Below are 12502 nucleotides of genomic sequence, written 5' to 3' on the forward strand. Positions count from 1 at the left end.
CTCATCAGGGCTTTCATATGTGCGGGATGGGGGATAATCGCAGCTTCGCGCTATTTGGTGTTGGCTGGGAGTAAGACTCCTTGGCACGCTATTTGGTGCCGGATACGAAGCACTCGCTCCCTAACACGCTATGTTGGTTGCTCAGCTTGCCTGCGTCAGCCCACCCTCGCCTCGCCCAGCCGCAGCCAGTAGCTTTTGACGTGTGTTTCCCCGTTGAAAAAGTCTTTCTCGACTGCACGAGCGAATCCGAGTCGCTCGTACAGCTTGACGGCCGCCGCCATCATGTCTGTCGTGTGCAGGTGCAAGGTCGCCGCTCCCAGGTCGCGGGAGCGCCGGACGACTTCCTCGATCAGCCGTTCGGCGATTCTGTTTCCTCTCGCTTTTGGCGATACGGCCAGAAAACGGATGATCGGCGTATGAATTTCCAGCTCAGGCCGATTGTAGGCCGACTGCGCCGAAGCGAACAACTGGACGCTGCCGACGATTTCATCGCCCCAGTCTGCAACAAGAAAAGCAATCGTCTGGCGTCCTTGCGCGGATTCTTCGATCTCCTGCTTGTAGCGCGTCCATCGCTCTACCGACAGCAGCTGCTCGTACTGCGTGTACGCTTCGAGCAAATGCTGTTTGATCTGCTCCTGATCCTCGCCTCGTGCATCGCGGATGCGAATGGCTTTTGCTCGCTGATTTTCCTTCATGGTCGACTTGCTCCCTTCTCCCGGACCAGTTAAAAAGCGGGAACGACAGCGACACCGTATTTGTCTTCGATGAACTTTTTGACCTCAGGTGAAGTAAGAACGGCATCCAGCTTTTTGATCTCGTCCCGGTTTTCGTCGCCTTTGCGAACCGTAATCACGTTGGCGTATGGCGAGTTCGCCCCTTCCCGGAACAGAGCGCTCTTCGGATCGATTTTCGCTTCCAGCACGACGTTTGTATTGATCACCGCGCCAGCGAGGTCGGGCAAAACTCGCGGCAATGTGGACGCTTCCGCTTCGATGAACTCCAGTTTTTTCGGATTCTCCGCGATATCCTTTGGCGTCGCCTGATAGGTTGTCAGACCGTCTTTCAGCTTGATCCAGCCTTGTTCCTGCAACAAGATCAACGCGCGGTATTCGTTGGACGGGTTGTTCGGAATGCCGATCTTCGCCCCTTCCTGAATCTCGTCCTTGGATTTGAGCTTGTCAGAGTAAAATCCGATCGGTTCTACGTGAACTTTTGTCGTCACCGCAAAGTCATAGCCTTTTTCGGTTTTGATCGAATCCAAATACGGGACGTGCTGGAAAAAGTTCGCGTCAATCTGCTTGTCTTGCAAAGCCGGATTCAGCTGTCCCTCGTCATCGAGAACGACGACTTCCAAATTCACGCCCTGCTCTTTCAGCTTTGGCTTCACGAACTCCAAAATTTCCGCGTGCGGGACAGGGGCTGCGCCAACCTTCAAGGTGACTTCTTTGGCTGGTTCTGCCGCCTGCCCGGAGCCGGACTGGGCTGGTGCTGCGGGAGCCGAACTGGACGACTGGCTGCCCGATGCGCCGGAACCGGAACCTGAGCCGCACCCTGCTGCTACCATGCTGAATGCGACAAGTACACTAAAAATGACCCCAAGACCTTTTTTTCTCATACGTTCCACTCCTCTAGTGATGAATCTCTGATTTTTTTCGCTCACGCTGGCTTTATTCGAATTTGTACCGCTTCTTGTTGATCGATTTGACGAGCAAATCGCCCGACCATTGAATGATTTGCACGAGCAAAATAATGAGCAGGACCGTGGCGATCAGCACATCCTCGCGAAAGCGCTGATAGCCGAAACGGATCGCCAGGCTGCCAAGCCCGCCTGCCCCAATCGCCCCTGCTACGGCCGTAAACTCGGTGATCCCGATAATTCCGATCGTAATTCCGCGCACGAGGGCTGGCATCGCCTCGGGAATCAGCACGCGAAAAATGATCGTGAACGGAGTAGCCCCGACCGCCTTGGCGGCCTCAATCTTCCCGGCGCTCACTTCTTTCAACGCGCTTTCGATAATTCGTCCGAGAAAAGGAGCGGCACCGATCGACAAGGAGACAATCGCCGCCGTTGGCCCAAGCGTCGTACCGACGATCAGGCGCGACAAAGGCAACAGCAGGACGATCAAAATGATCAATGGAAGAGAGCGGACACCGTTAATTACGGTACTGATGACCTTGTTCAGCTTTGGCGCTTCGAGAATGCCTCCTTTGTCGGTAACAACTAGCGTGACTCCCAGCACGACGCCCATCGCGAGCGCAAACAAAGACGACCAAAAAACCATGTAAAGCGTCTCCAATAGCCCTTCCCAGAGCAAGTCAATCAGATCGTTGTTCATATGCCTGCCCCGACTCCTTCCATTACGCTCCGCTTCTCCCGGTAATGATCGATAATATGGACGAAGCGCTTCGCCGTGTCGCTTTCCGGGTTGAGGAAAAATTTCTCCACCGTCCCGGTTTCGACGATCCGGCCATTTTCAATTACCGCCATGTTGTTGCACACATGCTGGAGTACGTCCAGCTCGTGGGTAATGAGCACGATCGTCAGCTTGAGCTGGCGGTTGATCTCGCGCAAAAGCTCCAGGATGGAATAAGTCGTCTGCGGATCGAGAGCGGATGTCGCTTCGTCGCTGAGCAACAGATCAGGCTGGTTGACGAGCGCGCGGGCGATGCCGACGCGCTGCTTTTGCCCGCCGCTCAACTGAAACGGATAGACGTTCTCCTTGTCGCCAAGCTGCACCAGGTCGAGAATTTCTCGGACCCGGGCGCGGATGAACGGCTTCGGATGCCCCGCCACCTCCAGCGGAAAAGCGACATTTTGAAAAACGGTGCGCGCGTCAAGCAGGTTGAATTGCTGAAAAATCATGCCGATTTTTTGCCGCGCCTGCCGCAGCTCCTTCTCCGGCAAATCGGTAATCACTTTTCCCCCGATCTCGATGGTGCCCGAATCCGGCTCTTCCAGCCGATTCAAGCAACGGATCAAGGTCGATTTGCCCGCCCCGGAAAAGCCGATGATTCCGAAGATGTCGCCCTTGGGGATGAACAGATCGATGTTTTGCAAAACGGGAATGACGCCTTTGGCGGTTTTGTATGATTTGCTCAAGTTGCTAATGTGGATCATCTGCTACTCTCACCCGCCTTTCAGAGCACGCCAGGCCAGCTCGGCAAAATAGTTCGCGCTGATCGCAATCGCCCGTTCATCTACGGTAAATCCGGGATGATGCCATTCGTTTGTCCCGGATGTTCCGACGAAAACGAACACGCCGGGAATTTTTTGCTGATAATAGGCGAAATCTTCCCCTGCGGCGGACGGCTCAGGCGTGACGACTTGCAAGCCGAGCTTCTCCGCTGTTTCGGCCGCCAGTTTGGTCAAAGGGCCGTCGTTTTGCACGGAAGGCGGGCCTTTGAACCAGCGCAGGCTCACTTTCGCCCCGTATGCCGCGGCGACTCCCTCGATGATCGCCCGAATGCGCCCCGGGATTTTCTGCCGGACTTCCTCCTGAAACGTACGGACTGTGCCGCCGAGAGCGACCTTATCCGGGATCACGTTCCAGGTCGTCCCTCCGTGGATCGTCGTCACGCTGACGACCGCATTTTCCAGCGGGCTGACGTTGCGGCTGACAATCGTTTGCAGCGCGGTCACGATCTGCGATGCGGCGACAATCGGATCGATTCCGGCGTGAGGAATTGCCGCATGCGTACCAAGCCCTTCCACCTCGATATCGAAGCCATCGACACTCGCCATCAACGCTCCCGGCTTGATCCCGACGGTCCCGACTTCCAGATCAGGCTTGTTGTGCAGCCCGAAGATCGCCGTCACGCCGTCCAAAGTGCCCTTTTCTATCAAAAGCGCCGCTCCCGTACCTTTTTCTTCTGCCGGCTGAAACAGCAGACGCACCGTTCCGGGCAACTTTTCCTCCTGCTGCTTTAGCAAAAAAGCAGCGCCCAGGATGACGGCGGTGTGAAAGTCGTGCCCGCAAGCGTGCATGTTTCCGACGATGGTCGAGGCATAGGGCAGCCCCGTCTCCTCCTGAATCGGCAACGCGTCGATGTCGGCGCGCAAGGCGATCACAGGGCCAGCGTTTTTGCCCCCGATTTCCGCCACGACACCTGTTGCCAGCGGCAGCTCGATCAGGCGAATCCCCGCTTCTGTCAGCCACTCCCGAATCGAACGGGTCGTTTCAAATTCTTCGTAGGCCACTTCCGGGTATTGATGCAACTGTCTGCGAATCGCGATCAGCTTTTGCTCCCAATCGGTTCGTGTCAGCTCCTGCGTTTCTGTGCTCATCCTGAACCTCTCCTTTCTTCTGTCACCTGACCTGCTGCTACGTTCAGGACTCGACTTCGCTTAATGCCCGGCTGCGCACGGCCAAGCGGTTGTACGGTTTTTCCAGCCCGAGATGCTCCCGCAGCGTATCGCCCTCGTAATCGTGGCGATACAAGCCTCTTTCCTGCAACAGCGGGATGACTTTGTCCACGAAAGCTTCCAAACCTTGCGGCAAAACTGGAGCGATGAACATGAAGCCGTCTGCCGCCCCTTGGGTAAACCACTTTTCCAGCACGTCGGCAATTTGTTCCGGCGTGCCGATCAGCTCGCGATTGGGGCCGCCTTCGAGCAGGGCGTACAACTCGCGCAAAGTCGGATTTTTTTGGCGGATCAAATCTGTCATCCACTCAAAATGACTTTGAATCCCGTTGTCTTGCGGGAACTCCACTTCTTTTGCCGGGGTGTCCAGCGAGTGTTTGCTGAAATCGACCTTGCCCAAGTAGCCGGACAAAAAGCGCAGCCCTTGCTCCGGCAAAAGCAAGTCGTGCAGACGGCGGTGGATCGCTTCCGCTTCTTCCTTCGTATCCGCGACAATCGGCGAAATGCCTTGCAAAATATGCAGCTGGTCAGGCGTGCGGCCGTAATCGGCCAGCTTGCTTTTCAAGCTGCGGTAAAACGCTTTGGCGCGTTCAAAATCTTTGACATGCGAGAAGACCACTTCGGCGGTACGCGCTGCCAGCCTTTGTCCTGGCTCAGACGCGCCTGCCTGCACGATAACGGGCTGCCCCTGTTTCGATCGGCCGATATTCAGCGGCCCCTGGACCGAATAGTACGTCCCTTTGTAATGGAGTCGATGCAGCTTATTCGGGTCGAAAAAGACGCCCGTTTCCTTGTCCTGGACAAAAGCGTCGTCTTCCCAGGAATCCCACAAGCCTTGAACGACATCGATGAACTCCTCAGCCCACTCGTAACGGTGATCGTGCTCCAGGTGGTTATTGCGGCTGAAATTGCGTCCCGTCTCCCCGGTAGCGTCTCCGGTCGTCACCATGTTCCAGCCCGCGCGGCCGTTGCTGATGTGGTCGACGGAGGCGAACAGGCGCGCGAGGTTGTACGGTTCGTAATACGTCGTCGACGCCGTGGCGACCAAGCCGATTTTACTGGTCGCGCCAGCGAGTGCGGCGAGCAATGTCGTCGGCTCGAAACGGTTCAAAATATTCGGGTGCGAGTCTTCGTTCACCGCCAGGCTATCCGCGATGAATGCGATGTCGAACTTGCCCCGCTCGGCTGTCTGCGCCAAATATTTGTAGTATTCGATGTCAATGCTGGCATTTTTTCGCGCTTCCGGCAGACGCCAGGAGGCGACGTGAATCCCGGTCCCTACCAGATAGGCGGACAAGTGAATCTGTCTTTTTTGCGGCATGGCACTGCTCCCCTTCCTCCTGAAATAAAATTTGCTGCTTTGCTGTTCAAACGGCTTTACGGCTTGCTTTTAAACGCGTCTTTGAAGTTTTTCAGCTCCTCGACCGTCACTTGTGTCGGAATGTAGTTTCCTTTGTAAGTCTGGGTGATAAAATCCGATACTTCTTTCGATTGGTACACGGCGACCAGCTTTTTCAACTCTTCGCGGTTCTCGTTTTGCTTGGTGGTCGCGATCACGTTAATGTACGGCTTGGCGGTTTTGCTTTCGTGAAAAATGGAGTCTTTGAGCAAAAAGCCCGCTTCGACCGCCGTCCCGTTGTTGATGATCGAAGCGGCCACGTCTTTCATGACGCGCGGCGTAGTCGCCGGATCGACCGGAACTATTTCCAGCTTTTTCGGATTTTCTTTGATTTTGTCTTGGCCGCCGAAGCCGTCAAAGTTGTCAACGACTTTGATCAAGCCCGCTTCCTGGAGCAAAAGCAGCGAGCGGCCCCAGTTGGAATCGTCGTTCGGCAGGGCGATTTTTGCCCCGTCCGGAATTTCTTCGATTTTTTTGTACTTGTCGGAGTAAATGCCCAACGGCGCGATGATCGTCGAGCCGACGGGAACGATTTCCGAGTTGTTTTTCGTATTGAACTGATCGAGAAAAGCGACGTGCTGGAAAGCGTTGGCGTCGATCTCGCCTTCCAACAGCACCGTATTCGGGTTGACGTTGGCATTGAATTGCACCAGTTCGATGGCAAGCCCCTGTTTGGCAGCCTGCTCCTTCACAAACTCCCACGTCCGCGATTCCGAGCCGCGAATCCCGATTTTCAAGCTTTTTTGGTCTGCTGCGCTTCCGCACCCTGCGGCGACAATCGTCACGAGGGTCAGCAGTATGGAAATGGCGAGCTTTTTCATCGTTGGTTTCTCTCCTGTCTTTTGCGAGGTTTCGATTAGTTTCGGCGAATTTTCCGGGCGAACACGTTGCCCAATGATTGAATACCCTGGACGAGCACGACCAAAATGATGACCGTTGCCACAATCGTGATCGTGCTGAAACGTTGGTACCCGTATGTAATCGCCAGGTCGCCAATTCCTCCGCCGCCAACCGCTCCGGCCATCGCCGTTGCACCAATCAGTCCGATCGTTGCAGTCGTAATGCTGAGGATCAAAGACCCGAGCGTCTCGGGAATGAGGAAGCGGAAAATGATTTGCAGCGGAGTCGCTCCCATCGCCTCGGCTGCTTCAATAATGCCGGGGTTGATTTCCAGCAGCGAGTTTTCCACCAAGCGGGCGATGTACGGCCCCGTGTAGATCACGAGCGGAACAATCGCCGCAGTCGTCCCGATGGACGTTCCCACCACCAGACGTGTGAACGGAATAATCGCCACCAGCAAAATAATGAACGGCACAGAACGCAGCACGTTGATCACCGGATTCAAGGCCGAGAAGATCGCCGTATTTTCCAAAATGTGCCCTTTTCTGGTGACGACGAGCAAAATGCCGAGCGGCAAACCGATCACGGTCGCAAACACCAGTGACACGCTTACCATGTAGACCGTTTCATACAGCGCCTGAAAAACTTGCTCAGAACTGACTTCCATCACGAAACAATCTCCTTCACCGTCACATTTTGTTGCTGAATGTAGTGATACGCGCGGGCTATGTCCGCTTCGTTGCCGGCAAGCTCCACGATCAGATTGCCAAAAGGCACGCCCGCAAGCTCTGTAATGCTGCCAAACAGTACATTCACGTCGCTGTTGAATCGTTTCGCCACCTGGGAGAGCATCGGCTGTCCCGTACTTTCGCCGATGAAGTGAATCTTGATAATTTTCGACTTGCCCCGTTTGGCTGCGAGCAGCTTGTGCACGCTTGGCGGAATATCATCGCGCACGACTGATTTGACAAAATTGCGTGCCACTTCCGTCTGCGGATTGGCAAAAACATCGAGGACGCTGCCTTGCTCGACAACCGCCCCGTGCTCCATGACGGCCACGCGATTGCAAATCTCCTTGATGACGTTCATCTCATGCGTGATCATCAAGATCGTGATGTTGTACTCTTTGTTCACGCGCTGCAACAGTTGCAAGATCGATTCGGTCGTCTGCGGGTCGAGTGCGGATGTCGCCTCGTCGCTCAACAAAATCGACGGGTTGGTCGCAAGGGCACGGGCGATCCCGACACGCTGCTTCTGGCCGCCGGAGAGCTGGTTCGGGTAACTGCCCGCTTTGTCCGTCAAACCGACGAAAGACAGCAGCTCGTCGACTCGCTCGCGAATCTGTTTTTTCGGCGTGTCGCCGAGCACCAGCGGCATCGCTACATTGTCAAACACGGTTTTGGTCTCCAGCAGATTGAATTGCTGAAAAATCATGCCGATGTTTTTCTTGACGCTTCTCAGCTCTTTGACCGAAAGCTTGCTCAAGTCTTTTCCGTCGACAATGACGGAGCCAGCTGTGGGACGCTCCAGCAAATTGACGGTGCGCAGCAAGGTGCTTTTTCCTGCCCCGCTAAAGCCGATGACGCCAAAAATGTCGCCTTTTTCCACCGTGAGCGTGACGTCTTTCAACGCTTCGACGGTTTTGCCGCCGCTTTCAAACGTTTTGCTTACTTGCTGAAAAGCGATCATGCCCTCTTTCGCCTCGCTCGGGCTGCCAGCCGGCGACTGCTCCTTCCAAACCGCCGCTCCGATTCCCATCCAATCTCCTCCTAGCCAAGCTGACTTTTTCTTTGGAAACACGTCGGGACTTTTTCCTGAAAAGGAATGTGACCGCAAGCGGTCTGTCGCCTTATCGATCCGGTTATGGGAAGTTGCTTCCGCTGCCTTTTGTCTTTTGTGCGGTTGTTCGGGCCGGGAAGCAACTAACGAACTAACGATCCAGGAGTGACTCCAGCCGATCCAGCTGGTTGTAGAGCAAGGCTTCATATTTCCCCTCGCCGCCAATCTCCACCAGCGGAATCAAGCGCGTGCCGTACTTGACTTCCAAAACGTCGCGCAACACGTCTTTTCCTGCTACATTGATCCATTCGTACAGCTGGTTGTTCGTTTCCAAAATAGCTTTCACATTTTCACAATAGGAGCAACCTTCTCGCCCCCACACGACGACTTTTTTCTCCTGTCCATCAGACACTTCCATTCCCTCCCTATCTTCTCGCTGCTTTTTCTCTCCGTCTCCGGTAAACAAAAAGACTTCCTGCTGTATGATGCCAAGCAGGAAGCCTCTCCAGTGGTCTGGTCGATGACTTTTTAAATTCTTATCGGATTACTAGGGATATTATCATCCCCAATCTGTTTCGTCAACGGATTTTTTCTGCGTAAATTCAACGTACGGTCTGCAGGCATTTTTCACGATTGCATTGACAGCGGCATACGTTATCGTTAAAATCCGAGTAAACAACTAAGGAAATAAGCTGACTGGACCACCAGAAGCCCCTTCGCGATTTTTGCTTGCAAGGGGCTTTTTGTGTTTGCTTGACCTTAGAATCGCATCGTTAGGGGAGAGAAACCGTGGCACTTACTTTGAGCATTCTCGATCAAAGTCCGATTCAAGAAGGAGAAACAGCAACAGAAGCCTTCCAGCACACGATTGAACTGGTGCAAAAGGCGGAAGCGTGGGGCTATCATCGGTTCTGGGTGGCGGAGCATCACGACCTCGATCATGTCGTCGGCTCATCGCCGGAGGTGCTGATCGCTCATCTGTTGGCCAAAACAAGCCGCATCCGCATCGGCTCAGGCGGCGTCATGCTCCAGCATTACAGTCCTTATAAAGTAGCGGAAAATTTTCACGTCCTCGCTTCTCTCGCTCCGGGGCGGATCGATCTCGGGATCGGCCGCGCGCCGGGTGGACTGCCGCTCTCGACCAAGGCGTTGCAGCAGCCGGGAGCATCCGGCTCCTCTCTCGAAGAAAAGTTGGCGGAGCTTGAGCTGTTCCTGCACGACGAGCTTCATCCGGCACACCCGCTGTACGGCTTGAAAGCAGTGCCGATTCCGGATGAGCCAGTCGGGATCTACTTGCTGGGCACGAGCGTAGCCAGCGCACAGCTTGCCGCAGAGCGCGGAGTCCCGTATGTGTTCGCGCTGTTTATCAACCAGGACGAGACGGTTTGCCAAGCCGCCTTTGCCGCGTACCGACAGCAGTTTCGCCCTGGCAAACGGGCCACTCCGCTTGCGATCCTGGCTGTTTCCGTCATTGTCGCGCCAAGCGAGGAAGAAGCCGCCCAGCTTGCCGCCGATACGAAAGTGGCCAAAATTCATCTGAAAAGCGGGAAAATCGTCACGGTCACGAGTTTGAAAAAGGCGGAAGAGTATGGGCAGCAATCCGACGAGGACTACACGATTGAAGTAAAGGAAGCGAATGTCATTGCCGGCACAAAAGAGTCGGTGCGCGAAAAGCTGTTGGCCATCGCTTCCAAGCATCAGGTAGAGGAATTGATCATCCATACCCCGATCAAGCCATTCCAGAAGCGTTTGCTGTCTTACGAACTGTTGCAGGAAGCCTTTCTTGAATTAACGGTCAAGTAATAGGAATACGCCTTGCCTTGCCTTATCTCCATCGATGGAAAAGCTCCTTCTGATGCCTTTGGCGCGAGAAGGAGCTTTTTTTGCCATGAAAAAAGCCTGCGGGGCTGAATGAAATGCTCCCGCAGACTCATGTCCTGATTAGCTCTTTTCCATCGGCAGATGCTTTGTGCTTTACGAATAATGGACGTCTGCTGCATCCGGCTTTTTGCCTTGTTCCAGCGCATAGCGATTGGCGGGAACAGAAATCCCGAGATGACCGCGCAGCGTGTCCGCCTCATATTCGGTGCGGAACAAGCCTCGCTCTTGCAAAATCGGGACGACCAGCTCGACGAAATCGTCCAAGGCACGCGGGACATTCGCCTGAACAATGAATCCGTCTGCCGCTTTTTGCAAAAACCAATGCTCAATCAGATTGGCAATATGCTCGGGAGTGCCGATGAACTCGCCTTCCGGTGTCGCCGTGTAGAGCGCGGTTTGGCGCAGCGTCCAGTTTTCTTCCCTCGCCTTTTGCTTGATTTTGTCTGTCGTGCTACGGAAGCTGTTGCTGCCTACCTCGCCCAGCTCTGGAAACGGTTCGTCCAGCGGATATTGGGAGAAATCATGGTGGTCAAAAAATCGGCCCAAATAATGCAGCGCCTGCTCAATGCCGATCAGACTGGCAAGCTCCGCATGCTTGCGCCTGGCTTCCTCTGGCGTTTTGCCGATGATCGGGTTGATCCCGGGGAAAATCAGGATGTCGTCTTCGCTTCGGCCATAGGCTGCCGCCCGCTCTTTTACTTCCCGATAAAAACGCCGGGCGTCCTCAAGCGTTTCCTGCCCGGTAAAGACGGCGTCCGCAGACTTGGCTGCCAGCTCTTTGCCGCTTTCTGAGGAGCCTGCCTGAAAAATAACGGGTTGCCCTTGACTGGACCTGGCGATATTGAGCGGGCCTTGCACAGCAAAAAACTCCCCTTGATGATCTAAGCGATGCATTTTCGCCGGATCGAAAAAGACGCCTGTTTGTTTGTCCCGCACGAAGGCGTCGTCCTCCCACGAATCCCACAGTCCTTTTGCCACCGTCAAGTACTCCTCGGCGATCCGGTAGCGCAAGGCGTGGTCCGGGTGCGGTTTGTTGCCGTAATTTTTCGCTGACCCTTCCAAGGGAGAAGTGACTACGTTCCAGCCTGCGCGGCCGCCGCTGATCAGATCGAGCGAGGCGAATTGCCGGGCTACCGTAAACGGCTCGCTGTAGGAAGTCGACACCGTGCCCACCAATCCGATCTTTCCCGTGACCCCGGCCAAAGCCGCCAAAATCGAAATCGGCTCAAAGCGGTTCAAAAAATGCGGCAGCGATTTTTCGTTAATATACAAGCCATCCGCGACGAAGACGAGATCAAACTTCCCCGCCTCTGCCTTTTGCGCTTGCTGGCTGTAAAAAGCGAAGCTGACACTCGCATCCGCCTGCACATCCGGGTGCCTCCATGCTCCCATATGGCCGCCGATCCCGTGGATCATGGCTCCGAGCTTTAGCTGTCTTTTTTGTCCCATCGTCTCTCCTCCTCAATCCTACACCGTCGGCATTGGTGTTACCCGCTTTTTTTGGACGCAAAAAGGCCCCTGTAGCGAACAGGAGCCTTTGGTTGACCAATCGGCGGTAACAGATTTTCTCCGTTTAGATTATTACTATTATTCCGATGTGTCAATGAGGTTTTGGAAATCCAGACAAGACAAAAGCCTTTTATTCACTTGGCGCTCCGGAAACGTCAGCCAGCCGCCCTTTTGTCGCTTGGAGCAAGCCAGCCACATCCAGCTCAATCTGCATGCCGATCTGTCCGCCGCTGACGATGATCCGCCCCATCTGTTCGGCGCTGCTGTCGACGATCGTCGTGAACAGTTTTTTCATCCCCACGGGCGAACAGCCGCCGCGCACGTACCCGGTTACAGCGGTAATGTCCTTCACCGGGATCATTTCGATTTTTTTCTCGCCAACCGCTTTTGCCGCCTTTTTCAAGTCCAGCTCGGCTTCCACGGGAATGACGAATACGTAGTAAGCACGGCTCGTCCCTTGGGAAACCAATGTTTTGTAGACGACACCCGCTTCCCTGCCGATTTTTTGCGCCACGGAAATTCCGTCAATTTTTCCGTCGTCCGTCTGGTAGGTCAGCATGGCGTATTCGATCTTTTCTTTCTCCAAGATTCGCATCGCATTCGTTTTTCCTTGCTTGGCCACGGCTCGTTCCACTCCATTTCCAGTCCAGTTGAATTAAAACAAGTGTACCGAATATAGGCGAAAAGCAAAAGCCAAAAACGAAAACGCCACTGCCTGGGCAATAGCGCTT

Annotated in this window: 13 protein-coding genes; 1 reads left to right on the forward strand and 12 read right to left on the reverse strand. The window is 54.6% G+C overall.

The window, feature by feature from the left end:
- Positions 1 to 155: 155 nt before the first annotated feature.
- The 10 genes from HP435_RS15550 to HP435_RS15595 all read right to left on the reverse strand — a co-directional run bounded on the left by HP435_RS15550 (position 156) and on the right by HP435_RS15595 (position 8793).
- A complete protein-coding gene (locus HP435_RS15550; protein WP_173599514.1) occupies positions 156 to 695 on the reverse strand; it encodes a GNAT family N-acetyltransferase in 540 nt (179 codons plus the stop codon).
- A 29-nt stretch (positions 696 to 724) separates the two neighbouring features.
- Positions 725 to 1615 (reverse strand): MetQ/NlpA family ABC transporter substrate-binding protein, encoded by an 891-nt coding sequence (locus HP435_RS15555; protein ID WP_122965453.1) that lies wholly within the window; start codon positions 1613 to 1615, stop codon positions 725 to 727.
- A 52-nt stretch (positions 1616 to 1667) separates the two neighbouring features.
- Complete coding sequence (locus HP435_RS15560; RefSeq protein WP_122965452.1) at positions 1668 to 2336, reverse strand: methionine ABC transporter permease; 669 nt, start codon at positions 2334 to 2336, stop codon at positions 1668 to 1670.
- Positions 2333 to 3118 carry a methionine ABC transporter ATP-binding protein gene (locus HP435_RS15565; protein ID WP_122965451.1) on the reverse strand — a complete coding sequence of 262 codons (786 nt, stop codon included), beginning with the start codon at positions 3116 to 3118 and terminating at the stop codon, positions 2333 to 2335. The genes HP435_RS15560 and HP435_RS15565 overlap by 4 nt, the downstream gene beginning before the upstream one ends.
- A gap of 9 nt (positions 3119 to 3127) precedes the next feature.
- A complete protein-coding gene (locus tag HP435_RS15570) occupies positions 3128 to 4285 on the reverse strand; it encodes a M20 peptidase aminoacylase family protein (RefSeq protein WP_173599513.1) in 1158 nt (385 codons plus the stop codon).
- 43 nt (positions 4286 to 4328) lie between these two features.
- On the reverse strand, positions 4329 to 5684 hold the full coding sequence (locus HP435_RS15575) for an LLM class flavin-dependent oxidoreductase (RefSeq protein ID WP_173599512.1): 1356 nt from the start codon (positions 5682 to 5684) through the stop codon (positions 4329 to 4331).
- A gap of 56 nt (positions 5685 to 5740) precedes the next feature.
- Positions 5741 to 6583 (reverse strand): MetQ/NlpA family ABC transporter substrate-binding protein, encoded by an 843-nt coding sequence (locus HP435_RS15580; protein WP_122965448.1) that lies wholly within the window; start codon positions 6581 to 6583, stop codon positions 5741 to 5743.
- 35 nt (positions 6584 to 6618) lie between these two features.
- Positions 6619 to 7269, reverse strand: coding sequence for a methionine ABC transporter permease (locus HP435_RS15585; RefSeq protein WP_173599519.1), 651 nt, complete (start codon positions 7267 to 7269; stop codon positions 6619 to 6621).
- Positions 7269 to 8291 carry a methionine ABC transporter ATP-binding protein gene (locus tag HP435_RS15590; protein WP_141254259.1) on the reverse strand — a complete coding sequence of 341 codons (1023 nt, stop codon included), beginning with the start codon at positions 8289 to 8291 and terminating at the stop codon, positions 7269 to 7271. Before HP435_RS15590 ends, HP435_RS15585 begins: the two co-directional genes overlap by 1 nt.
- A gap of 241 nt (positions 8292 to 8532) precedes the next feature.
- Positions 8533 to 8793 (reverse strand): glutaredoxin family protein, encoded by a 261-nt coding sequence (locus tag HP435_RS15595; RefSeq protein WP_229049691.1) that lies wholly within the window; start codon positions 8791 to 8793, stop codon positions 8533 to 8535.
- Positions 8794 to 9170: 377 nt separating this feature from the next.
- Between HP435_RS15595 and HP435_RS15600 the strand changes: the two genes are divergently transcribed.
- Complete coding sequence (locus HP435_RS15600) at positions 9171 to 10184, forward strand: LLM class flavin-dependent oxidoreductase (RefSeq protein ID WP_173599510.1); 1014 nt, start codon at positions 9171 to 9173, stop codon at positions 10182 to 10184.
- A 171-nt stretch (positions 10185 to 10355) separates the two neighbouring features.
- Here HP435_RS15600 and HP435_RS15605 read toward each other — a convergent pair whose 3' ends face one another.
- Entirely contained in the window at positions 10356 to 11711 is a 1356-nt protein-coding gene (locus HP435_RS15605; RefSeq protein WP_173599509.1) for an LLM class flavin-dependent oxidoreductase, read from the reverse strand.
- A gap of 190 nt (positions 11712 to 11901) precedes the next feature.
- Positions 11902 to 12366 (reverse strand): Cys-tRNA(Pro) deacylase, encoded by a 465-nt coding sequence (ybaK, locus tag HP435_RS15610; RefSeq protein WP_122965498.1) that lies wholly within the window; start codon positions 12364 to 12366, stop codon positions 11902 to 11904.
- Positions 12367 to 12502: the final 136 nt, after the last annotated feature.

It is taken from the genome of Brevibacillus sp. HD3.3A, from assembly GCF_013284375.2.
GTDB classification, from domain to species: Bacteria; Bacillota; Bacilli; order Brevibacillales; family Brevibacillaceae; genus Brevibacillus; species Brevibacillus parabrevis.

Coding starts and splice junctions, on each gene's coding strand:
- HP435_RS15565 (WP_122965451.1), bottom strand. CDS start 3,118: ATGATCCACATTAGCAACTTGAGCAAATCATACAAAACCGCCAAAGGC.
- HP435_RS15570 (WP_173599513.1), bottom strand. CDS start 4,285: ATGAGCACAGAAACGCAGGAGCTGACACGAACCGATTGGGAGCAAAAG.
- HP435_RS15550 (WP_173599514.1), bottom strand. CDS start 695: ATGAAGGAAAATCAGCGAGCAAAAGCCATTCGCATCCGCGATGCACGA.
- HP435_RS15575 (WP_173599512.1), bottom strand. CDS start 5,684: ATGCCGCAAAAAAGACAGATTCACTTGTCCGCCTATCTGGTAGGGACC.
- HP435_RS15605 (WP_173599509.1), bottom strand. CDS start 11,711: ATGGGACAAAAAAGACAGCTAAAGCTCGGAGCCATGATCCACGGGATC.
- ybaK (WP_122965498.1), bottom strand. CDS start 12,366: ATGCGAATCTTGGAGAAAGAAAAGATCGAATACGCCATGCTGACCTAC.
- HP435_RS15590 (WP_141254259.1), bottom strand. CDS start 8,291: ATGATCGCTTTTCAGCAAGTAAGCAAAACGTTTGAAAGCGGCGGCAAA.
- HP435_RS15585 (WP_173599519.1), bottom strand. CDS start 7,269: ATGGAAGTCAGTTCTGAGCAAGTTTTTCAGGCGCTGTATGAAACGGTC.
- HP435_RS15580 (WP_122965448.1), bottom strand. CDS start 6,583: ATGAAAAAGCTCGCCATTTCCATACTGCTGACCCTCGTGACGATTGTC.
- HP435_RS15555 (WP_122965453.1), bottom strand. CDS start 1,615: ATGAGAAAAAAAGGTCTTGGGGTCATTTTTAGTGTACTTGTCGCATTC.
- HP435_RS15560 (WP_122965452.1), bottom strand. CDS start 2,336: ATGAACAACGATCTGATTGACTTGCTCTGGGAAGGGCTATTGGAGACG.